Origin of the sequence: Streptomyces sp. NBC_00078, from assembly GCF_026343335.1 — a bacterium.
GTDB lineage: Bacteria > Actinomycetota > Actinomycetes > Streptomycetales > Streptomycetaceae > Streptomyces.
This window is the reverse complement of sequence record NZ_JAPELX010000001.1, coordinates 4911527-4934781: the sequence shown is the minus strand read 5'-3', so window position 1 is coordinate 4934781 and position 23255 is coordinate 4911527. Positions and strand designations below refer to the sequence as shown.

Annotated in this window: 26 protein-coding genes and 1 pseudogene; 8 read left to right on the top strand and 19 right to left on the bottom strand. The window is 72.1% G+C overall.

The window, feature by feature from the left end; translation table 11 throughout:
* Positions 1 to 35: 35 nt before the first annotated feature.
* From OOK07_RS23175 to OOK07_RS23145, 7 genes are all read left to right on the top strand, one after another.
* On the top strand, positions 36 to 482 hold the full coding sequence (locus OOK07_RS23175) for an ATP-binding protein (RefSeq protein WP_266798222.1): 447 nt from the start codon (positions 36 to 38) through the stop codon (positions 480 to 482).
* A 74-nt stretch (positions 483 to 556) separates the two neighbouring features.
* Positions 557 to 802, top strand: a complete 246-nt coding sequence (locus OOK07_RS23170; protein ID WP_266682684.1) for a hypothetical protein — start codon at positions 557 to 559, stop codon at positions 800 to 802.
* Entirely contained in the window at positions 799 to 1113 is a 315-nt protein-coding gene (locus OOK07_RS23165) for a hypothetical protein (protein ID WP_266682683.1), read from the top strand. Before OOK07_RS23170 ends, OOK07_RS23165 begins: the two co-directional genes overlap by 4 nt.
* A 116-nt stretch (positions 1114 to 1229) precedes the next feature.
* Entirely contained in the window at positions 1230 to 2381 is a 1152-nt protein-coding gene (locus OOK07_RS23160; RefSeq protein WP_266798220.1) for a sensor histidine kinase, read from the top strand.
* Complete coding sequence (locus tag OOK07_RS23155; protein ID WP_266798218.1) at positions 2378 to 3037, top strand: response regulator; 660 nt, start codon at positions 2378 to 2380, stop codon at positions 3035 to 3037. The genes OOK07_RS23160 and OOK07_RS23155 overlap by 4 nt, the downstream gene beginning before the upstream one ends.
* 162 nt (positions 3038 to 3199) lie before the next feature.
* On the top strand, positions 3200 to 3838 hold the full coding sequence (locus tag OOK07_RS23150) for a GOLPH3/VPS74 family protein (RefSeq protein ID WP_266798216.1): 639 nt from the start codon (positions 3200 to 3202) through the stop codon (positions 3836 to 3838).
* 84 nt (positions 3839 to 3922) lie between these two features.
* The gene (locus tag OOK07_RS23145) at positions 3923 to 5524 is read left to right on the top strand and encodes a carboxylesterase/lipase family protein (protein WP_266798214.1); all 1602 of its coding nucleotides are present in this window, start codon (positions 3923 to 3925) and stop codon (positions 5522 to 5524) included.
* Between the two features lie 128 nt (positions 5525 to 5652).
* On the opposite strand, the gene OOK07_RS23140 is transcribed toward OOK07_RS23145, so the two are convergent.
* The 17 genes and pseudogenes from OOK07_RS23140 to OOK07_RS23060 all read right to left on the bottom strand — a co-directional run bounded on the left by OOK07_RS23140 (position 5653) and on the right by OOK07_RS23060 (position 20870).
* A complete protein-coding gene (locus tag OOK07_RS23140) occupies positions 5653 to 5892 on the bottom strand; it encodes a hypothetical protein (RefSeq protein ID WP_405671201.1) in 240 nt (79 codons plus the stop codon).
* A gap of 68 nt (positions 5893 to 5960) precedes the next feature.
* Positions 5961 to 6626 carry a response regulator gene (locus OOK07_RS23135; protein ID WP_266682678.1) on the bottom strand — a complete coding sequence of 222 codons (666 nt, stop codon included), beginning with the start codon at positions 6624 to 6626 and terminating at the stop codon, positions 5961 to 5963.
* Entirely contained in the window at positions 6623 to 7990 is a 1368-nt protein-coding gene (locus OOK07_RS23130) for a sensor histidine kinase (RefSeq protein WP_266682677.1), read from the bottom strand. Before OOK07_RS23130 ends, OOK07_RS23135 begins: the two co-directional genes overlap by 4 nt.
* 234 nt (positions 7991 to 8224) lie before the next feature.
* Positions 8225 to 8491: pseudogene (locus OOK07_RS23125) on the bottom strand (DNA-binding response regulator); the annotation flags it as partial.
* 21 nt (positions 8492 to 8512) lie between these two features.
* Entirely contained in the window at positions 8513 to 9400 is an 888-nt protein-coding gene (locus tag OOK07_RS23120) for an alpha/beta hydrolase (RefSeq protein ID WP_266682675.1), read from the bottom strand.
* A 222-nt stretch (positions 9401 to 9622) separates the two neighbouring features.
* Complete coding sequence (gene kynU, locus OOK07_RS23115) at positions 9623 to 10828, bottom strand: kynureninase (RefSeq protein ID WP_266682674.1); 1206 nt, start codon at positions 10826 to 10828, stop codon at positions 9623 to 9625.
* Positions 10821 to 11684 (bottom strand): tryptophan 2,3-dioxygenase family protein, encoded by an 864-nt coding sequence (locus OOK07_RS23110; protein WP_266682673.1) that lies wholly within the window; start codon positions 11682 to 11684, stop codon positions 10821 to 10823. The genes kynU and OOK07_RS23110 overlap by 8 nt, the downstream gene beginning before the upstream one ends.
* A 152-nt stretch (positions 11685 to 11836) precedes the next feature.
* Positions 11837 to 12250 carry a DUF3151 domain-containing protein gene (locus tag OOK07_RS23105; protein ID WP_266798213.1) on the bottom strand — a complete coding sequence of 138 codons (414 nt, stop codon included), beginning with the start codon at positions 12248 to 12250 and terminating at the stop codon, positions 11837 to 11839.
* A 123-nt stretch (positions 12251 to 12373) separates the two neighbouring features.
* A complete protein-coding gene (locus tag OOK07_RS23100) occupies positions 12374 to 13840 on the bottom strand; it encodes an MFS transporter (RefSeq protein WP_266682671.1) in 1467 nt (488 codons plus the stop codon).
* A 78-nt stretch (positions 13841 to 13918) separates the two neighbouring features.
* Positions 13919 to 14941 carry a class II fructose-bisphosphate aldolase gene (fbaA, locus tag OOK07_RS23095; protein ID WP_266518593.1) on the bottom strand — a complete coding sequence of 341 codons (1023 nt, stop codon included), beginning with the start codon at positions 14939 to 14941 and terminating at the stop codon, positions 13919 to 13921.
* A gap of 198 nt (positions 14942 to 15139) precedes the next feature.
* A complete protein-coding gene (gene pyrE, locus OOK07_RS23090; RefSeq protein WP_266682670.1) occupies positions 15140 to 15688 on the bottom strand; it encodes an orotate phosphoribosyltransferase in 549 nt (182 codons plus the stop codon).
* Between the two features lie 10 nt (positions 15689 to 15698).
* Positions 15699 to 16487 carry an aldose epimerase family protein gene (locus tag OOK07_RS23085; protein WP_266798212.1) on the bottom strand — a complete coding sequence of 263 codons (789 nt, stop codon included), beginning with the start codon at positions 16485 to 16487 and terminating at the stop codon, positions 15699 to 15701.
* Positions 16488 to 16529: 42 nt separating this feature from the next.
* The gene (locus OOK07_RS23080) at positions 16530 to 17531 is read right to left on the bottom strand and encodes an SRPBCC domain-containing protein (RefSeq protein WP_266798211.1); all 1002 of its coding nucleotides are present in this window, start codon (positions 17529 to 17531) and stop codon (positions 16530 to 16532) included.
* A gap of 90 nt (positions 17532 to 17621) precedes the next feature.
* A complete protein-coding gene (locus tag OOK07_RS23075; protein WP_266798210.1) occupies positions 17622 to 17882 on the bottom strand; it encodes a hypothetical protein in 261 nt (86 codons plus the stop codon).
* Between the two features lie 50 nt (positions 17883 to 17932).
* The gene (locus tag OOK07_RS23070; protein ID WP_266798209.1) at positions 17933 to 19564 is read right to left on the bottom strand and encodes a polyamine aminopropyltransferase; all 1632 of its coding nucleotides are present in this window, start codon (positions 19562 to 19564) and stop codon (positions 17933 to 17935) included.
* A gap of 99 nt (positions 19565 to 19663) precedes the next feature.
* Positions 19664 to 20200: a DUF2617 family protein gene (locus OOK07_RS23065; RefSeq protein ID WP_266798208.1), complete on the bottom strand. Its 537-nt coding sequence runs from the start codon at positions 20198 to 20200 to the stop codon at positions 19664 to 19666.
* 379 nt (positions 20201 to 20579) lie between these two features.
* A complete protein-coding gene (locus tag OOK07_RS23060; protein WP_266798207.1) occupies positions 20580 to 20870 on the bottom strand; it encodes a hypothetical protein in 291 nt (96 codons plus the stop codon).
* A 129-nt stretch (positions 20871 to 20999) separates the two neighbouring features.
* On the opposite strand from OOK07_RS23060, the gene OOK07_RS23055 reads away from it, so the two are divergent.
* Positions 21000 to 22190, top strand: coding sequence for a pyridoxal phosphate-dependent aminotransferase (locus tag OOK07_RS23055; protein ID WP_266798206.1), 1191 nt, complete (start codon positions 21000 to 21002; stop codon positions 22188 to 22190).
* A 236-nt stretch (positions 22191 to 22426) separates the two neighbouring features.
* Here OOK07_RS23055 and OOK07_RS23050 read toward each other — a convergent pair whose 3' ends face one another.
* Both OOK07_RS23050 and OOK07_RS23045 read right to left on the bottom strand, forming a co-directional pair.
* Complete coding sequence (locus tag OOK07_RS23050; RefSeq protein ID WP_266682663.1) at positions 22427 to 22819, bottom strand: type II toxin-antitoxin system VapC family toxin; 393 nt, start codon at positions 22817 to 22819, stop codon at positions 22427 to 22429.
* Positions 22819 to 23070, bottom strand: coding sequence for a hypothetical protein (locus OOK07_RS23045; protein WP_189927069.1), 252 nt, complete (start codon positions 23068 to 23070; stop codon positions 22819 to 22821). Before OOK07_RS23045 ends, OOK07_RS23050 begins: the two co-directional genes overlap by 1 nt.
* Between the last annotated feature and the right edge of the window lie 185 nt (positions 23071 to 23255).

Below are 23255 nucleotides of genomic sequence, written 5' to 3'. Positions count from 1 at the left end.
CCTCCAACTCCCCTCTCCCCCACAGGAGTTCAGCCGTGCCCGAAAACGATCCCGAGTCCTGGGAGTACTCCCTCCACATCCCCAACGACCCCCGCGCCGTCACCGTCTGCCGCCGCACTCTCCGCGTCATCCTGACCATGCACGGGCTGATCGCCCTGGTCGACACAGCGGAGCTGCTCGCGGCGGAACTGGTCTCCAACGCGGTACTGCACACCAAGGGCCCCGCCGCCCTGCGGGTCCGCTGGTCGGCCGGCGTACTCCGCATCGGCGCATGGGACGCGGACCCCGAGCCGCCGGAACCGCCACGTGCGTTGGATCAGGTCGTCGGAGCCGAGAACGGCCGCGGCCTCGCCCTGGTCCGCGCCTGCGCCGACGTCTGGGGCTGGCAGCCGCTGTCCAGAAACGGCAACCGCGGCAAGTGCGTGTGGTTCGAACTGGCCGCCGCGTGTGAGTCACCGCGCGGATTCGTCCGGGTACGGTGAAAGCGACACCGCGAAAGGGAGCCGATGCAATGACCACCCAACCGGCAGAGTCCGGCCAGCCTCACCTCCCTCCCATGCGCACCATCGGGGAACTTCGCGCCGCCCTCACCATGGGCTACGGCTTCCCAGGCGACGCCGACGACTTCGAGGCCGAACTTGCCCGCGAGATCAACCATGCCGATCCCGCGGACCTGTCCGGGGTCGTCCGGCTCGTCGAGGAGTTTCGCGGTCGGGTCGCCGCCCGCCAGGATCCCGGCTTCGACTCAGCCGTCGCCGCGGCCGTCGCCGAAATCCGCACGGCTCGGGGAAACGATCGGTGAGCGACGACCAGCAGCCGACCGTCGCCGAGATCACCCGTGAGGCCCACGCCCGCTGCCTCGCCATCGGCGGCGGAGCACTGGAGGCCGTCGAGGCCTTACGAGCCGAACTGGAGAAGAACCCGGCACTCGGACGGCGAGCCCAGAGTGCCATGGGGGGCATGAAGATCTATACGACCCGCCTCGAAGGCACGGACGTCCGCCCCACGCTCACGATCACCTATGTCTACGACGCCCCTCCTCCGGAGCCCGGCCTGATCCGCATCGCTCTCGTGTCACCCGTACGTCTCGCCGGTGGCGGCGCCGAGTTCTGACCGCATGGCCGTTCGCGTCTTCCGGCGGCGCCACGCCTCGGCGAGCCGGCAACACAGTTCGGATTCGGCAACCGCGACAAGTACGTGAGGTGCGAACTGCTCGGTAGGGTCGGGGCGTGAGTCGGGACGCGCGGTGGCTGTGGTGCGGGTCGGCCGGTCTGGTGCTCGGGGTGCTCGGCACGTCGGTGCTCGCCGTCGGCACGGGCTGGCGGCTGGCCGCGGGGGTCGTTCTGGTCGTCGCGCAGGCCGGTGCTCTGAGGTGGGTGCTGCGCGGGCCCCTCGCCGTACAGGGCGTCTGCGTGGTGACCGGGGTCGCCGTGTGGGCGCTGCTTCCCGCCGTGACGTTGACGGGGGCGCTGCTCGCGGCGCAGGTCGCGTTGTGCGTGGTGTCGGCCACGCGGCCGAGGCGGGTGTCGGTGGCGGCGCTTGCGGGGATGTGCGCCCTGTCGGGGCTCGGGTTCGTCTCCGGTGGCCCGGGGGCCGTGGCCGTCTGTCTGCTGGCGGTGCTGCTGGCATGGACCGTGGGGCAGTGGCGCCGGGCGCAGCGGGCGCGGGCGGCGGCGGAGACACGACGGGCGGTGGCGGAGGAGCGGGCCCGTATCGCGCGGGAGGTGCACGACGTGGTGGCGCACACCCTGTCGGTGATGGTCATTCAGGCGGGCGCCGCGGAGGACGTGTTCGGCGATCGTCCCGAGCAGGCCCGGCAGGCATTGCGGGCGATCGACACCGCGGGGCGCTCGGCGCTGGACGAACTGCGCTTGCTGCTGCGGGCGTTCGGTCCGGAGGAGAGGGATCCGGACGAGAGAGATCCGGCGGCCGGGGATTGGGGGGCGGAGGGGGATCCGGTCGACGGGCAGCGGGCTCCGCGGCCCGGGCTCGCGCGGCTGGACGACCTTGCCGACGCCGTGCGGGCTGCGGGCATGACGGTGCGGCTCGACCGCGAGGGCGTTCCGGCCGCTGGTCTGCCGGCGGCCGTGGACCTCGCGGCGTACCGGATCGCGCAGGAGGCCGTGACCAACGCGCTGCGGCACGCCGTCGGCGCCGACGAGGTGCGCGTGTCGGTGACGGCCGACGGGAAGCGGATCCGGATCACCGTGGCCGACAACGGGCGTACGCCGCCCGCCCGGTCCGCGAGGGCGGGCGCGGGGCGCGGGCTGGTGGGGATGCGGGAACGGGCCCGCTTGCTGGGCGGGAGCCTGCGGGCGGGTCCGGCCGCCGGGGGCGGATTCGCGGTGGAGGCGGACCTGCCGATGGAGTACGCGTCGTGACCCTTCGAGTGGTGGTGGCCGACGACCAGGCCCTGGTGCGTACCGGCTTCCGGATGATCATCGACGCGCGGGACGACCTGGAGGTGGTCGGCGAGGCGTCCGACGGCCGGGAGGCCGTGCGGCTGACGCGTGAACTGCGGCCGGACGTGGTGCTGATGGACGTACGGATGCCCGCGCTGGACGGCATCGAGGCGACCCGGGAGATCGTGGCCCGCGGCAGCGAGGCCCGCGTGCTCGTGCTGACCACCTGGGATGTGGACGCGCACGTGGTCGCGGCGTTGCGTGCCGGGGCCAGTGGGTTCCTGCTGAAGGACATCCGGCCCGCCGAACTCGTGGACGCGATCCGTCTCACGGCCCGCGGGGACGCCCTGCTGGCGCCCTCGGTGACGCGCCGTGTCCTGGACCGCTTCCTGCGCACCGCGCCCGACCTGCGGCCGCCGCCGGACCTGGAGCGCCTGTCCGGCCGGGAACGGGAGGTGCTCACCCTGATCGGGCAGGCCCTGTCGAACGCGGAGATCGCCCGGCGGCTGGACCTGTCGGAGGCCACCGTCAAGAACCACGTCACCGGTGTACTGCGCAAGCTGGGCCTGCGGGACCGGGTACAGGCCGTGGTCGCCGCGTACGATCACGGCCTCGTCCGGCCGAGAGACCCGTGAGCGGGAAACTGCTGAGCGAGAAACCCCTGAGCGCGGCTTGCGGGACCGCGGGGCGGCTCATCCTTGAGGAGGAGAAACCGCGCCGCTCCCTCCTGTGCTCCCAGAGCGGATCCGTTCGCGCGGCCGATCAACGGCGCGCCGCGGGACCGTAGCGTCATCGGTATGACCGAATCGCTCCATCACCGCATGTACCTGCTCGCCTACGACGAAGAGGCCCGGGGGCCGTACGACCGCTCCCGGACCGGGCTGCTCGTCCGGACCGCCGTCCTGGTCGAACTCGCCCTGCGCGGGCGGCTGGTGGAGGCCGGCGGCGGCAGCGTGGCGGTCGCCGGAACGGGATCGACGGGGGATCCCGTTCTGGACGAGATGCTGCGGGAGGCTCCTGGACACGGCTGGAAGCAGCTGGTCCGGCGGCACAGCGGGCGCACCCTGACGGCGGTGGAGGACCAGCTGGCCGCGCTGGGGCTCCTCACCGTCGAGTCGTCGCGGCTCCGCCTGGGCGGACGGCGCGTGACCGTGTCGGACCCGGGCACGCTCCGGGCGGTGCGCGACCGCGTGTCGGCCGTCCTGCACGGCGACGCACCCGTCGCCGGGATTCCCGTCGCCGACGCCGCTCTGGCGGCCCTGGCCGCGGCCGGCAAGGACCGGTCGGTCGTCTCGCGGCAGGACGCCCGGGAGCTGCGGCACCGCATCGACGCCTGCACCGGCCGCCTCGGCACCCTCGCCCCCGGTCTGGAGAAGACCGTACGCGGACTGTCCATGACCATGATCGCCGCCCAGGGCGGGATGGGCGGCGGCTGACCGACAGCACCAGAACCCGAGAACCCGGGGCCAAGAAGCCGGGCGATCCAAGAGACGGGGAAACGCATGAAACGGGGGAAACCTATGAACACGCACCGTGTCCTGACCAGCCTGACCACCCTGGCCGCCTGCGCGCTGACCGCCGTGTTCGCCACGGCCGCCCCGCCCGCCACAGCCGCCGGGCCTGCCCTGCCGACTCAGCAGGCGGATCGCGCCGCACCCGCCGTCGGGACGGTGGTCCGCACGCACGACGGCGCCGTGCGGGGCACCGCTCACGACGGCTACCGCACCTTCGAGGGCCTGCCCTACGCGGCGCCTCCGAAGGGCCGCCTGCGCTGGGCGCCACCCCGTCCGGCAAGGCCCTGGACGGGGACCCGGGACGCGACCCGGCCCGCGAGCGCCTGCCCGCAGGCGGCGGGCGAGGTGCCCGGCGGCAGCATCGACGAGGACTGCCTCTACCTGAACGTCACCGCGCCGGACGCCGCCACCCCGCGACACCCGAGGCCGGTCATCGTCTGGCTGCACGGCGGGGGCTTCACGACCGGCGCCGGCAGCTCCTACGACGCCCATCGCATGGCCACCCGTGGCGGCGCCGTGGTCGTCACGGTCAACTACCGCCTCGGCGCCCTCGGTTTCCTCGCCCACGCCGGACTGCCCGGCTCCGGCACCTTCGGCCTGGCCGACCAGCAGGCGGCACTGCGCTGGGTCAGGGCCGGCATCGGCGCCTTCGGCGGCGACCCGCGCAACGTGACGCTGGCCGGCGAGTCCGCCGGCGGCTACAGCGTCTGCGCCCAGCTCGCCTCGCCCGCCGCCGTGGGGCTCTTCCAGCGGGCGATCATCCAGAGCGGGCCGTGCACCGGCCGCCCGGACCGGCCGTTCGCCCCGTCCGCCGCCTCACTGCCCACAGCGCGTGGGACCGGCGCACGGTTCGCGGCCAAGGTCGGCTGCTCCTCCGCCCGGCACGTCCTGGCCTGTCTGCGCGGGAAGAGCGTGTCCCGTGTGCTGGCCGCCCAGGCCACCGACCAACAGCCCGCCTACGGAACGCCGTTGCTGCCCCACGACCCCGCGACCGCCGTCGCCGCCGGCGGCTTCCCGCACGTGCCCGTACTCATCGGCAGCAACCACGACGAGGGCAACGGCTGGGCCGCCGGCATCATCCAGGCCGGTAACCCCGTCACCCCCGATACCTGGCCCGACGTCGCGGCCACCTTCTTCCCCGGCCCGGACCAAGCGAGCGCGATCGTCCACGAGTACCCGGTGACGCCGTCGAACGGCGGCCCGGTGTTCGGCGCGGTCATCGGCGACGCCGACTTCGCCTGCCCCACCCTGCGCACCGGCGACCTGCTCAGTGCCCAAGTCCCCGTCTGGCGCTACGAGTTCGCCGACGAGCACGCCCCGCCGCTCACCCCGGGCACGCCGCCGTTCCCCCTCGGCGCACCTCATGCCAGTGAGCTTCCCTACCTGTACGACCTCGGCGGCCGCCCCCGCACCATGACCGCGGCCCAGCACCGCCTGGCCGACACCATGATCGACTACTGGGCCAGCTTCGCCCGCACCGGCGACCCCAACGCCACCGGCTCGCCGCACTGGCCCAGCGGTGCCGTCCAGTCCCTGGCCCCGGACCACACAGGCCCCACCCGGACCACCACCCGCCACCACTGCACCTTCTGGAACGCCCTGCAGTGAGCCGCTTCGGCCGTGGGCCGAGAACAGCTCCTCTGTTGCTGCTCCCGTGCTGCTCCCGTACGCAGGCGCCGGCGCCCCGGCCTGGAACACCCCAGCCTGACCAGGGGTGTTCCTCGGGTGGTCGGTGCTCAACGAGCTGACGCGCGTCGCTCGTACACCGTCACCCTGCGGCCGCGGACCTGCTCGTCGGCCACGACCGTGAAGTACGTCCTCAGCACGGAGGCCTTCATCCCGTCCCGCTCGGCCGACACCGGCCTCGCCACCTGTGCCGCGTCCGTCACCAGCAGGATCCGCCGCCGCTGGACCAGCATCGCGGCACGGATCCGGCCCGGGTTCGCCTCCGCGCCCTTCAGGGTCCCGGACCGCACCGGGCTCTGCACCAGAGCCAGGGCTGACGCACGCGCACGGCACCGCGGCCGGCCACCCGTCACGCCGGTCAGCCCGGCGTCACCAGTCGCGCCTCGTACGCGAACACCGCCGCCTGTGTGCGGTCCCTGAGGCCCAGCTTCACCAGGATCCGGCTGACGTGGGTCTTGATCGTCGACTCGGCGACCACCAGTCGACCGGCGATCTCCGCGTTCGACAGGCCCTGCGCGATCAGGACCAGGACCTCCGTCTCGCGCTCGGTCAGATCGCCGTACGCCGCCTGGGCGGACTGCATGAGGCGGGGGGACGTGGACAGCTTCGAGAACTCCGTGATCAGCCGCTTGGTGACGGTCGGTGCGAGGAGCGCCTCGCCGGAGGCCACCACCCTTACGCCGTCCGCTAGTTGGCGGGCCGAGGCGTCCTTGAGGAGGAAGCCGGAGGCTCCCGCGCGCAGCGCCTGGTACACGTACTCGTCGAGGTCGAAGGTCGTCAGGACGAGCACCTTCGACGCGCTGTCGGCGGCCACGATCTCCCGGGTCGCCTCGATGCCGTTGAGTTCGGGCATACGGATGTCCATCAGGACGACGTCGGGGGCCAGTTCGCGGACCCGGTCGACCGCCTCGCGGCCGTTCACCGCCTCGCCCACGACCTCGATGTCCGGCATCGCGTTCAGCAGGACCGAGAAGCCCTCGCGCACCATCATCTGATCGTCCGCGATCAGGACCCGGATGGTCATGCCTCACCCTCCGTCACGCCCGCGACCGGCAGGAACACCGCCACCTCGTAGCCTCCCTCGTCGGTGCGGGCCGCCGTCATCTCGCCGTTCAGCATCGAGACGCGCTCGCGCATCCCGGTGATGCCGTGGCCGGCACCCGGCGAGGGCTTGACCAGGTTCGGCGCGGGCGGCGGGCCGTTGACTATGCGCAGACCCAGACCGCCGAGGACGTAGGAGACCTCCACCTTGGCGCTCGCACCCGGCGCGTGCCGCAGACTGTTGCTCAGCGCCTCCTGGACGATGCGGTACGCCGACAGTTCGACGCCCTGCGGGAGTTCGCGCACCGCCCCGGTCACCGCCTTGTCGACGCTCAGGCCCGCGTCGCGCACATTGGCGAGCAGTGCGTCCAGGTCCGCGAGGGTGGGCTGCGGGGCGTCGGGGGCCTCGTAGTCCTCGGCGCGGACGACGCCCAGCACCCGGCGCAGTTCGGCGAGCGCCGCGACCGCGTTCTCCCGGATGGTGACGAAGGCGCGCTCCAGCTCCGGCGGCGGGTTCTCCACCCGGTAGGGAGCGGCCTCCGCCTGGATGGCGACGACCGACATGTGGTGCGCGACCACGTCGTGCAGCTCGCGCGCGATCGTCGTGCGCTCCTCCAGCAGGGTGCGCCGGGAACGCTCGTGCGCAGTCACTGTCTGCTGCGCGGTCATTTCCTGCCGGGCGTCCCGGCGGATGTGCCAGACGGTCACGGCGAGGAGGGCGATGGCCGAGAGGAACAACAGTGGCACGGTGTTCGAGCCGAAGTAGTGGCCGCCGCCGAAGCTGCCGGCCAGGAACCCGTACACCCCCGTCAGCGCCCACATCCAGGCGGCCGTGCGCGGCCGGGTGCGTACGGCCACGATGGTGAGCACCATCAGCTGGCAGGCGAAGCTGCCGGCCGGCCACGGCCAGTCCCCTTCCCACGAGCTGTCGAGCACCGCTGCGACCGGGGTCGCGACCATCGACAGCCAGAACGCGCCGACCGGCCGGACCATGGTCAGCAGGACCGGAGCCAGGGCGAGCAGCCCGAGCGCCAGGTTGGTGCCCGCGCCACGGAAGCCGACGCTCGAGGCGATGAGCATCGCGAACAGGCCGGCCGCCGTGATCAGGACGTGCGGCGCCCACGTCACGTAGTCGCGCATCCGGCCGGACAGCCGCCGGGCGAGCCGGCCGTCGGCGCTCGCGCGAGGCAGCGGGCGGTAGGCGAACGCGTCGTGGAAGAGGTCCTGCCGCAGCCCGCCCAGGGCGTCCATCGCCGCCCGGAACTCGGGGCTGCGCGGCTTGTACGGCTCGAAGGCGCCATCCGGCGGCTCCGACGGCGTCGGCTGCGTGTGGGTCTTGTCGGTCACGATGAAGACGGTAGGCGGTGCCGGACGCGCCGTCGTCACCAGTGAGAAGGGTCCTTCGACCTCCCTCTCAGGTACTACGGGTATGGCGCGGCGGCCGATACTGCGGGTACGGCGCGGCGGCCGACGCGGGCTTCCGGCCAGTAGCCGGACAACTGTCCAGTAGCCGGACGACAGGGTCAGCAGCCGGACGGCTGCTGTCAGTAACCGACGACCGGGTCAGCAGCCGGACGACTGTCAGTAGCCGGACAGCCGTGCCAGCCCCGACTCGTACGCGAACACCGCTGCCTGCGCGCGGCCCCTGAGGCCCGGCTTCACCAGGATCCGGGATCCGGCCGACACGCTCCTTGAGGGTGCGAGGGCGGCCGTCCAGGCGGGAGGCTGGTCGACCAGCCGTCGGGTGATGCCCGGTGCCGGCAGCGCGTCGCCGGCACCGGGCATCACCCGCACCGCCTCGGCCAGCCGGTCCGCCGACGCATCCTTCAGGAGGAACCCGGACGCTCCCGGTGGCTCACCTGGGGCGGCTCACCACGCCAGCTGTGCGATCTCCTCCGCCACCACCGCGCACGCGTCCGCCGCCGGGTCGATCAGCGGGAAGTGGCCGACGTCCTCCAGCAGCGTGAAGCCCACGACCTCCCCGGCCTTGGCCGCCGCGTCGGCATACGCCTCGGCGACCGCCTGCGGGACGTCGATGTCACTGCGGCCCTGGACCAGAGTGGTCGCGATGCCGGTCGGGAGCAGCAGCGACGGGTCTGCGTACGGCCGGCGCTCGGCGAACTTCTCCTCGCCACCCAGCAGTTGACGCGCGGCCCCGGCGCACACGTCGAGTTTGCCGGCCACTTCGAAGTCCGCGATCGGGGCCAGGGCGACGACCCCGCGCAGGGGTGCGGGACGGTCGACGCGCCAGGCGGCGTCGGCGGGGAGCAGATGGCGGGCCGCCACCCACAGGGCGAGGTGGCCGCCGGCCGAGTGCCCGGTGACCACCATGCGGCGCGGGTCGGCCCCCGGAAGGGCCTCACGCACGAGCGCGGGCAGTGCGTCCAGCGCGGCGGCGACGTCGTCGAAGGTCTCCGGCCACCGGCCCGCGAGGGGACCGCCCGTGCCGCCCTGGGCCGGGATCACGCTCCCCCGCCGGTACTCGACGCTGGCCACCGCGAACCCCCGCCGGGCGAGGAAGTCCGCGAACGGAGAGATGTGCCGGCGGTCGTAGGCCGCGCGCCACGCGCCCCCGTGCAGGACGACGACCAGCGGAACGGGAGTGCCGGGGGCCGGATCGACGCGCGGGGCGTAGAAGTCGATCAGCTGGTCGGGGTGGTCACCGTACGCGGCGGTGGAGTCGGGCTCGACCGCGGGATGCGAGAACGCCGACTCCTCCTCGGTGGCGGCCCGGGCTGCTGCGGCGTCGTCCGGCATGCTCCAACCTCTCAGCGACGATGGGGGCACCTCCCGGGCTTTCGGCACTGGGGGAGGGTTTGGCGGACCAGGAGAGAAAATCGGGCCGTTGGCGGGGACGGTACCAGGCCGGTGACGTGCGCGGACACGGGGATATCACGCTCGGTGAGGGGAAACGGTTCTGTGACCGCGGGCCGGGCGCTTCCCCAGCCTGCCCGGCCCGTACGCCACAACCGCCTGCGGCTACCCGGCGAGCGTCTCCCCCAGCACCCGGGCCGCTCGCTCCACGTCCCCGAACCCGACGTACAACGGCGTGAAACCGAACCGGAGGACGTCCGGGCGCCGGAAGTCCCCGACGACGCCCCGTTCGATCAGCCGCTTCATGACGTCCCCGGCGCCCGCGCACCTGAGCGCCACCTGGCTGCCGCGCTCCTCATGGGCCACCGGAGTCAGCGACTCCACGCGCCCCGCCGGCACGTACTCCCGCACGCACTCCAGGAAGAAGTCCGTCAGGGCGAGGGACTTGGCGCGCACCGCCTCGATCGGGACGCCGTCCCAGACGTCGAGCGCCGCTTCCAGGGCGAGCATGGACAGGATGTCCGGGGTGCCGACCCGACCGCGCAGCGCGCCCCCGGCCGGTTCGTACTCGGACCGCATCCCGAAGGGCTCCGCGTGGGAGTTCCAGCCGGGCAGCGGGGAGTCGAAGCGGTCCTGCAGATCGCCGCGGACGTAGAGGTACGCCGGTGAACCAGGGCCGCCGTTCAGGTACTTGTAGGTGCAGCCGACCGCCAGGTCGACCCCGTGCTCGTCCAGCCCGACCGGCAGCGCGCCCGCGCTGTGGCACAGGTCCCAGACGGCCACCGCGCCCGCCGCGTGCACGGCGGCGGTCAGTCCGGGCAGGTCGTGCAGCCGGCCGGTGCGGTAGTCCACGTGGTTCAGCAGGACGGCAGCCGTACGACCGGACAGCGCGTCCGGCACCTCGGCCGGGGTCACCGGACGCAGCGTGCAGCCCGTCATCCGGGCCGCCGATCCGGCGATGTACCCGTCCGTGGGGAAGGTCGTCGCGTCCACGAGGATCTCGTCCCGGCCACCCGAGGACTGCTCCGACTGCTCCGAGAGCCGTACCGCGCCCACAAGTGCCTTGAAAACATTGACACTTGTCGAGTCGCCGACGACGATCTGCCCGGCCGCCGCGCCGACCAGCGGTGCGATCCGGTCGCCGATCCGCTCGGGCGCCGTCCACCAGCCGCTCTCGTCCCAGGACCGGATACGCAGCTCGCCCCACTGACGCCGTACGACGTCGTCCACCCGCCCCGGGACCGTCGTCGGCAGCGCGCCGAGGGAGTTCCCGTCCAGGTAGACCACCTCGTCGAGCACGAACTGCTTGCGCGAGCCGGCCAGTTCGTCGGAGGCGTCCAACTCCCCTGCGCGCACGATGAGTTCAGACATGCGACCGAGCCGTCCACAGCTCCGGGAACACGTTCTTCTGCGCGCGCTTCTCCAGCCAGGCGACGCCCGCCGAGCCGCCGGTGCCGGCCTTGGCGCCCATCGCGCGACGGGTGGCGACCAGATGGTCGTTGCGCCATCGCCACACCAGCTCGGCGACGTCCGTCAACGCCTCGCCCAGACGGGCGAGTTCGGCGTGCTCGTCACCGGAGTAGATCGCGGTCCAGACGGCCTCGACGGCCTCGCTGGGCTCGTAGCGCCGCGAGACGTCGCGCTGCAGGACCGAGGCGGGGATCGGGTGGCCGCGCCGGGCGAGCAGGTGCAGCACCTCGTCGTACAGGCTCGGCTCGTGCAGGGCCTTCTCCAGCTCGGCGTGGACGCGCGGGGCGCCGCGGTGCGGGACGAGCATGGACGCGGACTTCTCGGCGAGCAGGAACTCCATGCGCCGGTACATCGCCGACTGGAAGCCGGAGCCCTCGCCGAGCGCGGAGCGGTAGGAGTTGAACTGGGCCGGGGTGAGCTGGCCGAGGGGCTTCCAGGAGGCGTTCAGTGCCTCCAGCTCCCGTACCGACCGCTTCAGGGCGTCGACCGCCACGGGCACCCGGTCCTCGCGCAGGGCCCGCGTCGCGGTCTCCCACTCGTGGACGATGACGGTGAACCACAGCTCCATCACCTGGGTCGTGACCAGGAAGACCATCTCTCCGGGGTCGTCGGAGAGGGGGTGCTGGAGGTGGGTGAGCACGTCCGCCTGGACGTAGTCCTCGTACGGGGTGGTGCCCTGGCTGCTCCAATTGAGTTTCGGGGCGAGATGCGGGGTCTCGGGCTCCGAAGCCTGCGTGGGCTGAGCCTGAAGGGACATCGCTGTCTCCTGCTGTGTACTCCGGGTAGCGGTCCGCCCCTGCCGTTGTCGACACGGTGGCCCCGGTCCCCAGGGGCATCTTCCACAATCGTCCCCCGAAACCGCAAGGTCCGCCCGGTCACACCAGGCGGACCTGCACCTATGCGCCCCGGTCAGCCCAGCGTCTGGGCCGCCGCCGGCGAGGAGTCCTTCAGGAACTGGCTGCAGCGCTCGTACTCCTCCTGCTCGCCGATCGCCTGCGCGGCGCGGGCGAGGGCGTGCAGGGCGCGCAGGAAACCGCGATTGGGCTCGTGCTCCCAGGGCACCGGGCCGTGGCCCTTCCAGCCGCTGCGGCGCAGGGAGTCCAGGCCGCGGTGGTAGCCCGTACGGGCATACGCGTACGACTCCACGACGCTGCCCCGCTGGAACGCCTCGTCGGCCAGCTGGGCCCAGGCCAGCGAGGACGTCGGGTACTTGGCGGCGACGTCCGCCGAAGCGGTGCCGTTCGCCAGCAGCTCGCGGGGCGCGGGGTCGTCGGGGAGGTGGGTCGGGGGCGGGCCCCCGAGGAGGTTCTCGTGAATCGACATGTGACCAGTGTCCCGCCTGCCGGCGGCTGCCGCCCCCAGGCCCCCCATCGGCCGTCAAGGGGCCTTGTCCTCACCCGCCGGACGGGCTGAGTGACGTGGGACGGGCTCCCTTCCGGGAGGCCGCTACGCGATCCGCCCCCGCGCCCGCTCTCCCTCCAGCGGCGGAGCCGTGACCGACCCGTGGGTGCGGCACTCCGGGCGGCGGCAGCCCGGCGGCAGCGGACGCACCGTCGCGAAAGCGAGAACCGAGCCGAGCGCCAGGATGCCCGCGCACAGGGGCATCGCCCGGTGGAAGGCGTCGTCGAAGGCGTCCGGGGAGCGGTACGCCTCCGGGCCCATTCCGGCGAGCAGCGGCAGCGCGGCCACCGCGATCAGGCCGGCCGCGCGAGCCGCCGCGTTGTTGATGCCGCTGGCCAGACCCGCCCGCGCGGTCTCCACGGAGGCGAGGACCGTGGCCGTCAGCGGTGCCACCAGGGTGACCATGCCGGTGCCGAGGACCAGTACGGCGGGCAGCACGTCGGCCACGTATGAGGCGCCCGGGCCGACCCGCAGCATCAGCAGCATGCCGGCCGCGCACAGCAGCGGGCCGACGGTGAGCGGGATGCGCGGGCCGATGCGGTCGGCGAGGGCGCCCGAGCGGGCGGAGAACAGCAGCATGAGGAGGGTCGTCGGCAGCAGGGACGTACCCGCGGCGAGGGGGGACCAGCCGACGGCGACCTGAAGTTGGAGGGCGGTGAGGAAGAAGAAGCCGCCGAAGGCCGCGTACACGCACAGGGTGACGAGGTTGACCGCCGTGAACTGGCGGGAGGCGAAGATGTCCAGCGGCAGCATCGGGTCCGGGCGGTGCTTCTCGACGTACACGAAGGCGACGCCCGCCGCCAGGCCGGCCAGCGCGGCGACGGCGACGATCAGCGAACCCTGGCGGGCCTCGATCAGGGCGTAGGTGACCAGGGCCAGGGCGAGGGCGGCCAGGACCGCGCCCAGCACGTCGAAGCGGCCGTGGGTGCGGCCGTCCGCCGACTCGGGGACGTGGCGCAGGGCGATGGGGGCGCACAGCAGCGCCAGCGGCACGTTGAGGAGGAAGATCCAGCGCCAGCCGGGGCCGTCCACCAGCCAGCCGCCCAGGAACGGCCCGGCCGCCGCACCGATCCCGCCGAAACCGGACCAGAGGCCGACCGCCCGCCCGCGGTCGTCGGGGTGGAAGGACGCCTGGATCAACGCCAGGGAGCCCGGCGTGAGCAGGGCACCGCCGATGCCCTGCAGGGCGCGGGCGGCGACGAGCACACCGGCGCTGGGCGCCACCCCGCACAGCAGGGAGGCCGCCGCGAACCACACCACGCCCATCACGAAGATCCTGCGGCGGCCGTAGCGGTCGCCCAGGGAGCCGCCCAGCAGGATCAGGCCGGCCAGCGTCAGCATGTACGCGTTGACCGTCCACTGCAGGGCGGCGAGGTTCGCGTCCAGGTCACGGCCGATGCGCGGGAGGGCGACATTGACGACGGTCGAGTCCAGCATGGCCATGCTGGAGCCGAGCACCGTGGTCAGCAGAATCCACTTACCCTGCGGGGAGGAGATCCGGACGTCGGGCATGCCCCCAGGTATACAGGGAGCCCGGCGCCGTCGACAGACGCCGGGCTCGTGCGTTACCGCTCGGGCGTTCCCCGGGTGTTACTTGATCCTGGTGCCGGTCGAGCGCAGGTTGCCGCAGGCCTCCGTCACGCGCGCCGCCATGCTCGCCTCGGCCAGCTTGCCCCAGGTGCGCGGGTCGTAGGTCTTCTTGGAGCCGACCTCGCCGTCGACCTTCAGGACGCCGTCGTAGTTCCTGAACATGTGGTCGGCGACGGGACGCGTGAAGGCGTACTGGGTGTCCGTGTCGATGTTCATCTTGACCACGCCGTTCTCCAGGGCGGTGCGGATCTCCTGCTCGGTGGAGCCGGAGCCGCCGTGGAAGACGAAGTCGAACGGGGACTGCTTGCCGAACTTGGCGCCTACGCCTTCGTTCAGTTCCTTCAGCAGCTCAGGGCGCAGCACGACGTTGCCCGGCTTGTACACGCCGTGCACGTTGCCGAAGGACGCGGCCAGGAGGTAGCGGCCCTTCTCGCCCAGGCCCAGGGCCTCCGCGGTGCGGATCGCGTCGTCGACCGTCGTGTAGAGGGAGTCGTTGATCTCGTGCGAGACGCCGTCCTCCTCGCCACCGGTCGGGGTGATCTCCACCTCGAGGATGATGTTCGCCCGGCGGGCCTGCGCGAGCAGCTCCTGCGCGATGGACAGGTTGTCGGCGAGGGTCTCGGCGGAGCCGTCCCACATGTGCGACTGGAAGAGCGGGGTGAGGCCGGCCTCGACGCGCTTCTCGGAGATCGCGAGCAGCGGACGTACGTACCCGTCGAGCTTGTCCTTCGGGCAGTGGTCCGTGTGCAGGGCGACCGTGACCGGGTACTTCTCGGCGACGATGTGCGCGAACTCGGCCAGGGCGACGGAGCCTGTCACCATTTCCTTGCTGTACTGACCGCCCAGGAACTCGGCGCCACCCGTGGAGATCTGGATGATGCCGTCGCTCTCCGCCTCAGCGAAACCGCGCAGGGCCGCGTGCAGGGTCTGGGTCGAGGTCACGTTGATCGCCGGGTAGGCGAACTTGCCTGCCTTCGCCCGGTCCAGCATCTCGTTGTAGACCTCGGGAGTTGCGATGGGCATCTGTCCGCTCCTTGGTATCTGCGGGTTGGCTTTCTGCGTACTACGGCCCTGACCTAGACCTTGGGGGCGACGTCGTCGTCGGCGCCATCTTCCCAGACTTGGCCGGATGCTTTGCCGGGCCTGTCCGGCTTGTGGACAACGGCCTGTGGACAAGGCGGTTGAAGTCAGTCCCAGGCTCGCCCCAGGCCCGGCCGAAGCTCAGTCGAGGCCCAGGTCATCCTTGGAGTACGCGTAGAGGTACGGCACTCCGGCCCCCTCCTGGATCTTCTCGGCGGCACCGGTCGCCCGGTCCACGATCGTCGCCACGGCGACGACCTCCGCGCCCGCCTCACGCACCGCCTGGACGGCCTCCAGCGGAGAACCGCCGGTGGTGGAGGTGTCCTCGACGACCAGGACGCGGCGGCCCGCGATCTCCGGCCCCTCGACGCGCCGCTGCAGCCCGTGCGCCTTCGCCGCCTTGCGTACGACGAAGGCGTCCACCTTCCTGCCCCGCGCGGCGGCCGCGTGCAGGATGCCGGCCGCGACCGGGTCGGCTCCCATGGTCAGACCGCCGACCGCGTCGAAGTCGAGGCCGGCGGTCAGGTCCAGGAGCACCTGGCCGACCAGCGGGGCGGCCTCGCCGTCGAGCGTGATGCGGCGCAGGTCGACGTAGTAGTCGGCCTCCAGCCCCGACGACAGGGTCACCTTGCCGTGCACCACGGCCTTGTCCTTGATCTGCTGCAGCAGTGCGCCACGTACGTCCGTCATGCCAGTCAGCTTAAAGGGGGTGCCAAGTCCACGTGGTCGTCGCTTCGAGGGGCTCCAGCGGGGTGACCGTGCGGGGCAGGCTGTTCAGGCCGTCGGGCGGGCCGGTCTGCGGTTCCACGCACACGGCCTCCTCCTGTTCGTCGTACACCACGACCCACTCCTCACGGCTGGTCACCTTCAACTGCAGCCGGCCGGGCCAGGTGAGCGTGACGTCCACGCCGCCGGGCATGCCGAAGCAGTCGTCCCAGGGGCCGGGGCGGGGGTCGACGCGGTTGCCGGTGGGCAGATGGTCGTCGCCGCGCTCCTCCTGCCAGGCGGGAGTGAAGGCGAGCGTCAGGTCCTCGCCGCCCAGGTTGCGGTTGAACCAGGGGTGCCAGCCGATCTGCGCCGGAAAGGAGGAGTCGTACGTCTCCACGGACATCGTCAGCGTCAACCCGCCCGGCGTGAGGGCGATCTGCTGCGTCACGAGGCCGCTGTAGGGCCAGGGCTCCACCAGTTCGTACGTGATGACCGCCTCGTCGGCGTTCACGCGCGCGGTGCGCCAGGCGCCGTCGCGGACGGTGCCGTGGATGGCGTGCGGCGGGGAGTTGAGCGGCATCTGGTGGACGGCCGCGCCGTCCCGGAAACGGCCGTCCCTGGTCCGCCCGCACCAGGGAACCATCGGGAAGCAGCCGAAGCGTTCGCCCTGGCGGAGCAGTTCCATGCCGCCGACGCGCAGCCCTGAGACCCGGCCGCCGTTGCCCGGCTGCACGGTCACCTCCGCGTCGCCCGCGGTCAGCGTGATGTCTTCGTTACTCACGGGACGACCTTACTGGGGCGATCAAGCCCCCCGCGCCCTCGTTCAGTGGCGCTTGCGCAGCGCACGGCCGACGACGATCGCCGACGCGAGCACGAGGGCCGCCGCCGGGGCCGCCCAGCGCAGGGGGGAACCGGCGGACACCGTCTGCGGGGCGGGGACCGGGGCGTAGCGGCCACGGGGCGGAGCGTGGTCGACCTCCTCCGCGCTGCGGCCGATCATCGTGCGGCGCGCGTGCGCGGCTTCGGCGGGAGCGGGGGGTTCGGCGGGCGGCGTGAGGTCGGCGGGGGTGAGGTCGGCGGGAGCCACGGCCTCCGGCCGGGTCGCAGGCGCGGCCTCGGGCTCTGCCTCTTGCTCTCCCTCTCCCTCTCCCTCGCTCTCTCCCACGCCCTCTTCCCTGCTCTCACCTTCGTCTTCCTCGTCGGCGAGCGCGTCGAGGGACGGTGGCGGGACCTCGGCGTCGAAGACCGAAGTGTGCTCCGTGGACTCGGAACGGGTCTCGGGAGCGGGAGCGTCGTCGGCGTCGGGCGTCGTCTCGAAGTCGCTGGTCGCCTTGGGCTCGAACTCCTGGGTGACGAGGGGCTCGGATTCCCCGGACGCCTGGCGTTCGGCAGACCTCTCGGGCTCCACCGCCGGGGCCAGGTTCTCCGCGAAACGGTTCAGCAGGCGGGTCGCGGCCGAGGCGACCTGCTCGGCCGGCAGCTCCGTGAGCCGGCCGGTCGCGGAGGCCGTGCCCTCGAAGGTGAGCCGGGAGCCGCCGTCCGCCTCCTCGACGCGGAGCGTGAGGGCGAGCTTGACCGAGCCGCTGCCGCGGGTCTCGGTGACGTCGCCCTCGGCGGCGTACGAACCATCGTCCTGCGGGGTGACGCGGACGGTCCCCCGATAGGTGACGGAGTGACTGCCGACGCGCACCTTCAGCCGTCCGGTGACGGGCTCGGCGCCCGCGTCCTGCTGGAGCCCGGGGACAGCCCGGGCCACCCTTGCGGGGTCGGCGAGGGTCTCCTTCAGCCGCCGGGCCGGAACCGGAACGAACACCTCATGCTCCATGTCGGCCGAGCCTACCCAGGAGGCCGGGTCATGCACCCCGGTTGGTCGAAAGTGACCGCGCGTCGGTGCCGGCCCGACTCCGAAGGCACTTCAGCACGGCACGCCGGTGGCGCGGGCCCACCGGCGCGGCACGCCAGTGAGCAGGTGCACCGGCACGGCACGCCAGTGAGCGGGTGCACCGGCACGGCACGCCAGCAGCGCGAGCGCACCAGCAAGCCACACCAGCAGCACAGGCGCACCAGCAAGCCACACCAGCAGCACAGGCGCACCAGCAAGCCACACCAGCAGCACAGGCGCACCAGCAAGCCACACCAGCAGCACAGGCGCACCAGCAAGCCACACCAGCAGCACACGGACACCGGCACGGCACGGCAGCAGCGCGAGCGCACAAGCAAGGCACGTCAGTAGCGCGGGTGCACCAGGGTCGATGCCGGCAGCCCGTCGATGCGTCTGGCCGTCGCGGCTTCGGCGTCCGCCCTCAGGACCGTCTGGGTGAGGGTGCGCAGGCGGGGCTCACGGGGGTCCAGGCGAAGCCGCGGGCGGGCGTCGGCGGAGGCCAGGACGAAGCCCCAGTCGCGTGGGGCCCGGGACGAGCCGGCCGTGCGGTCGGGGCCCGCGGCGAAGCCGGCGTCCCGCCCGCCCACGCGGTAGGGCGAGGTGTGCAGGCCGGCGGCGCGCATGGTCGCCTCGACCGTCCAGAACACGCGCGGGCGGGTGGCGAACGGGCCCGCGTGCACGACGAGCCGGCCACCGGGTGCGAGGGCCCGCCGGGCGAGGCCGTAGAACTCCTGGGAGTACAGCTTGGTGCTGGCTGTGATGCCCGGGTCGGGCAGGTCCGAGATGACGACGTCGTACGTCGAGGTGGGCGCCGTGCGCAGCCGGCGGAAGGCGTCGTCCGTGGTCACGTGCACGCGCGGGTCGCCGTAGGCATGGCCGTTCAGCTTCGACAGGGCCGGGTCGTGGCGGGCCAGCCTCACGACTTCCGGGTCGAGTTCGACGATGTCCACGCGTCGCACGCCCGGGTGGCGCAGGACTTCGCGGGCGGCGAGGCCGTCACCGCCGCCGAGGATGAGCACGCGCGCGTGGGGGCCGTTCATCGCGGGGTGGACCAGGGCTTCGTGGTAGCGGTGTTCGTCTCGGCCGCTCACCCTGAGGCGACCGTCCAGGTAGAGGGACAGAGGGCGGCCGTCGGTGCCGCCGGTGAGGACGACCTCCTGGATGCCGGTCTGCAGCGCCACGCGGACGTCCGTGCCGTACACCGCGTGCCGTGCGGCCCGCTCGAAGTCGTCGACCTGGACGGCCGCGGAGGTGAGGATGCCGAGGACGGTGAGGTTGGCGATCAGGAGCAGCCGGCGTGCGCGGGGGGTGAGGTCGCGGCGGAACAGGCCGAGGACGAGGGTGCCGCCCGCGATCGCGTTGACGGCGCCGGTGATCAGGGCGCCGGTCAACTGGCCCAGGAGGGGCAGGAGAAGGAAGGGGAAGGCGAGGCCGCCGACGAGCGCGCCGACGTAGTCCGCCGCGAACAGGTCGGCCACCGCGCCGCCCGCGTCCTGGCGCCGGATGCGCTGGATCAGCTCCATCAGGAGGGGGACCTCGGCGCCGATCAGCAGGCCGATCGTCAGGGAGAAGGCGACCAGGAGCCAGCGCGGACCCCACAGGCCGCCCCAGTCGCCGGTCCAGGCGAAGACGGCGTACAGGGCCATCGCGCTGCAGCCGCCGACGAGCGCAAGTGTCGCCTCGATCGCGCCGAAGCCGGCCGCGGCACGCCAGCGCAGGCGTTTCGCGGCCAGCGAGCCGATGCCCATGGCGAAGACCATGACCGACAGGACGACCGAGGCCTGGGTGATCGAATCGCCGATCAGGTACGAGGCCAGGGCGACGAGTTCGAGTTCGTACACGAGTCCGCAGGCCGCGCATACGAAAACGCAGGCGAGCACGAGGAACCGTCCGGTGTCCGGCTGCACGGGCAGCCGCGCCTGGCCCGCCCAGGGGGGCGGGGAGGCGGGTGGTGCCGGCGCGTGCTGTTCGATCACGACTGCGACGTTACGTCACACCGGAGTCACCCTTCGTCACCCACACGTGTGGAACTGTTGGGCAGTTCGGCGTCACGTGTTTGAGATCATGTCTCCCGGTCAGACGTCGAGTGGTGTGCCATGCTCCGCCGGCACCCGGACTCCCACCCGGGTCCGCGTCGCCACCAACTGCCCGTCCTGCGGGTATGCATGCCAGGTTCGCCAGTGGACCTGGCCCTCGTGCCACTGGGCCAGCAGCGCGGTGAAGGCGTGCGGGCTGCCGGGGAAGACGCCCGCCAGTCCGTGCGGATGGTCGGAGACCAGCGCGAGCAACTCCTGCGCGCGCCCCGCGAACGACCCCGGTGAGAGGACCTCCACGCGGGCCGCGAACTCGTACTCCCAGTCACCCGCCCGCTTGGCGACGCCCAGCGGCAGCGGGGTGCTGCTGCCGGAGATGCACGCCACCGTCTCCGAACAAATGCCCCGCTGCTCCTCCAGGAGTACCTGGTGGGACGCTCCGAGGAGTCTCAGCTGCAGCTTGGCCCCGGCCAGTTCGAGGTCGAGCGTGGCCAGTGCGGGAAGCGGCTCGCGCCCCAGGGCCCAGGCGAGGTCGGCCGCGCGCGTGTCGGTGTATGAGGTGTTCAGGGTCGTGAGCATGGGTCGGCTCTCCGCTGGCACGCAAAGAAAAGGAGGGAAGGGGTGGGGGTCCGGCACACCCCGGGCGATGCCGGGGGATATCGGCCCGGTCAGCCCAGTCGGGAGGTCAGGAGGGTTCCGCAGGACGCCCGAGGAGCTGCCTTGGTGATTGAGAGGGAATCATGAACTCTGGCGTCGCCACAGCGTTTTTACCCAACTTCGTGGGGTTTCCATCCCTCAGAGGGCTCCCCTGCTCAACTGTTCAACCAGGGCGTACGCCACGGCGGCCATGGCGCACGCCGGAGCAGCCGCGCACCCGCCGGGGCGTGGGCCCCGACGGGTGCGCGACCGGAGTGGCGGAAGGGGTGTGGTGCCCCTCGTGGAGTTCGGCTGCCCCGTGTCAGCTGCCTCCACCACCACATCCGCCACCGCCACCGCAGGACGAGCCACCGCCGCACGACGAGCCGCCTCCGCAGGACGAGTGACCACCGCCGCAGGAGTGGCCCCCGTGATGCCCGCCGTGATGCCCGCCCGACGAGCCGCCGTCTCCCCCGCCGGCCCACCAGCTGCCGGTCCCGCTGCTGCTGCTGCTCCCCGCGCCGTACGACTTCGAGCCGCTCTTGCGCACTGACGATACGACGATCGCCATGAACACGATCACGACCGCCGCCACGATGAAGCCGGTGAACATCGCGTCACCGTCCTTTCGGGTTTCCCGAAGCAGCCCCCCGTGGGTGCCTCGCGTCTTGCGTGAACGGGGAATGCCCTGCCTTCTCACCGGCCAAAGCAGAGTTGAGGAACTCCAGAGCTTCGGCGCAGGATGACCGGCATGACCTCAAGCGAGCGCCCCCTCCTCAACCGCCGCCTCACCGAGTTCGGGACGACGATCTTCGCCGAGATGTCGGCGCTGGCCCTGCAGACGGATTCGATCAACCTTGGCCAGGGCTTTCCCGACACGGACGGCCCCGAGGAGGTGCGGGAGGCGGCCGTGCGGGCGTTGCGCGACGGGCGCGGCAACCAGTACCCGCCGGGCCCCGGCGTCCCCGAGCTGCGCGCCGCGATCAGCGCGCATCAGGAGCGGCGGTACGGGCTGTCGTTCGACCCCGACGCCGAGGTCCTGGTCACGGCCGGTGCGACGGAGGCCATCGCCGCGTCCCTTCTCGCGCTGCTGGAGCCCGGCGACGAGGTGATCGCCTTCGAGCCGTACTACGACTCGTACGCGGCGTGCATCGCGATGGCGGGCGGGCGGCGGGTGCCGGTGACGCTGCGCCCGCACGAGGGGAGCTTCCGGCTGGACCTCGACGAACTGCGCGCGGCCGTCACCGACCGCACCCGCCTCCTCCTCATCAACACCCCGCACAACCCCACCGGCATGGTCCTCACCCGCGAGGAGCTCACCGCGATCGCCGAACTGGCCGTCGAGCGGGACCTGCTCGTCGTCACGGACGAGGTGTACGAGCATCTGGTCTTCGACGAGGCGAAGCACCTGCCGCTCGCCACCTTCCCGGGGATGCGCGAGCGCACGGTCACGATCGGCTCGGCCGGCAAGACGTTCTCCTTCACCGGATGGAAGGTGGGCTGGGTGACCGGCGCCCCCGATCTCGTCGCCGCCGTTCGCTCGGCCAAGCAGTACCTGACGTACGTCGCCTCCGGGCCGTTCCAGTACGCCGTGGCCGAGGCGCTGTGTCTGCCGGACTCGTACTTCGAGGAGTTCCGCGCCGACATGCGGGCCAAGCGCGAGCTGCTCGCGGGCGGCCTGGAGCAGGCAGGATTCACGGTCTTCCGTCCGACCGGTACATACTTCATCACCACGGACGTCAGATCACTCGGCGAGTCGGACGGTTTCGCCTTCTGTCGTGCGCTGCCCGAGCGTTGCGGGGTCGTGGCGATCCCGAACGCGGTCTTCTACGACCACCACGAGCAGGGCGCGCCCTTCGTCCGGTTCGCGTTCTGCAAACGGACGAGCGTCCTTGAGGAGGCGGCTTCCCGGCTCAAGGGGCTGGCCGCATAGCAGCCGACAACCGTACGAGCAAAGGTACCGGCCGCACGGCATCGGCTGCGGGGAGCCGCCGCGCACACACCACCACACCGGAGGAACCACGCAGCGCGACCCGTGACCTGCGCAGACATCGATCGACGGACCCGTACGCGCCTACGAACTGCGGAACTCAGGTGGCTGATGGCCGTGCGCGGTCGGGGGCTTGCACAGCGTCATGCGTGAGCGGGTGTGCCCACGATCTGCACGCGTCAGGCTTTGATGACCTCGACGGCGGTTCCACAGAGCAGACTGATGTCCTCAGGGTCGGAGGTGAGGACGGTCACGGGTCTTGGCGCCGAGCGTGCAATGGCCGCGAGGACGGCGTCGATGGCGTACTTGTGGCCGCTGAGGTGATGGTCGCGCAACAGTGCTGCCGCTTGGTCGGTGACGCTCTTGGTGACGTCATGGACGTCGATCCGGGAGAGTACCCACCGGATGCGGGCGGGGTGGATGCGCTCGTAGTCCGCCTCAAGCGTGGTCATGGCGGTCGTGGCCACTCGGATGCCTTCTTCCGAGGCCGCTTGGACGAGAGCCAGAGCGGTGCGGTCCTTGAGGTAGAGCTTGGACAGGCCCTCGCTGTCGAGGAGGAGCGTGCCGGGCATCAGGCTGCGGCACCGCTCGAGTCGCGCTGATCATGGCGCAGTACGGCGCGGGCCGCTTCGATCTCTTCCCGGGACAGCGGGTCGTTGTCGGTCTCGAAGTCGGCGACCATCTCACGAAGCTTGTCCATGGCCACACGCTGCTCGAGGGCCTCGGCCACGTAAGCGGAGAAGCCGCCTGGACCTACATGGGTACGCGCGGCCTCAGCGAGGTCTTCGGGGAGGCTGATCGAGTACTTCTTACTACCACTCATGGCCCAGATCCTACCAGCGGTAGCAATTCGGTGCATGGCGTATTCCGAGTCGCGCGCGGTACGCCGACGTGCTCAACTCCGTCACCGACGACCGCGAAGAGGCCGTCATCACCCGGGCGGGACATGAGCCGGTCGTCATCGTCTCCCTTTCGGACCCAGGCCCTGCCGGTACCAGCGTCGCTCAG

Bases quoted from the DNA above. Each gene is read 5' to 3' on its own strand.
- OOK07_RS23105 (WP_266798213.1), bottom strand. From the start codon at position 12,250: ATGTCGATTCACGAGAACCTCCTCGGGGGCCCGCCCCCGACCCACCTC.
- OOK07_RS23120 (WP_266682675.1), bottom strand. From the start codon at position 9,400: ATGCCGGACGACGCCGCAGCAGCCCGGGCCGCCACCGAGGAGGAGTCG.
- fbaA (WP_266518593.1), bottom strand. From the start codon at position 14,941: ATGCCCATCGCAACTCCCGAGGTCTACAACGAGATGCTGGACCGGGCG.
- OOK07_RS23050 (WP_266682663.1), bottom strand. From the start codon at position 22,819: ATGCCCGGCACGCTCCTCCTCGACAGCGAGGGCCTGTCCAAGCTCTAC.
- OOK07_RS23150 (WP_266798216.1), top strand. From the start codon at position 3,200: ATGACCGAATCGCTCCATCACCGCATGTACCTGCTCGCCTACGACGAA.
- OOK07_RS23060 (WP_266798207.1), bottom strand. From the start codon at position 20,870: ATGTTCACCGGCTTCATCGTGGCGGCGGTCGTGATCGTGTTCATGGCG.
- kynU (WP_266682674.1), bottom strand. From the start codon at position 10,828: ATGTCTGAACTCATCGTGCGCGCAGGGGAGTTGGACGCCTCCGACGAA.
- OOK07_RS23110 (WP_266682673.1), bottom strand. From the start codon at position 11,684: ATGTCCCTTCAGGCTCAGCCCACGCAGGCTTCGGAGCCCGAGACCCCG.
- OOK07_RS23100 (WP_266682671.1), bottom strand. From the start codon at position 13,840: ATGCCCGACGTCCGGATCTCCTCCCCGCAGGGTAAGTGGATTCTGCTG.
- OOK07_RS23170 (WP_266682684.1), top strand. From the start codon at position 557: ATGCGCACCATCGGGGAACTTCGCGCCGCCCTCACCATGGGCTACGGC.
- OOK07_RS23065 (WP_266798208.1), bottom strand. From the start codon at position 20,200: ATGCTCACGACCCTGAACACCTCATACACCGACACGCGCGCGGCCGAC.
- OOK07_RS23055 (WP_266798206.1), top strand. From the start codon at position 21,000: ATGACCGGCATGACCTCAAGCGAGCGCCCCCTCCTCAACCGCCGCCTC.
- OOK07_RS23045 (WP_189927069.1), bottom strand. From the start codon at position 23,070: ATGAGTGGTAGTAAGAAGTACTCGATCAGCCTCCCCGAAGACCTCGCT.
- OOK07_RS23145 (WP_266798214.1), top strand. From the start codon at position 3,923: ATGAACACGCACCGTGTCCTGACCAGCCTGACCACCCTGGCCGCCTGC.
- OOK07_RS23135 (WP_266682678.1), bottom strand. From the start codon at position 6,626: ATGACCATCCGGGTCCTGATCGCGGACGATCAGATGATGGTGCGCGAG.
- pyrE (WP_266682670.1), bottom strand. From the start codon at position 15,688: ATGACGGACGTACGTGGCGCACTGCTGCAGCAGATCAAGGACAAGGCC.
- OOK07_RS23080 (WP_266798211.1), bottom strand. From the start codon at position 17,531: ATGGAGCATGAGGTGTTCGTTCCGGTTCCGGCCCGGCGGCTGAAGGAG.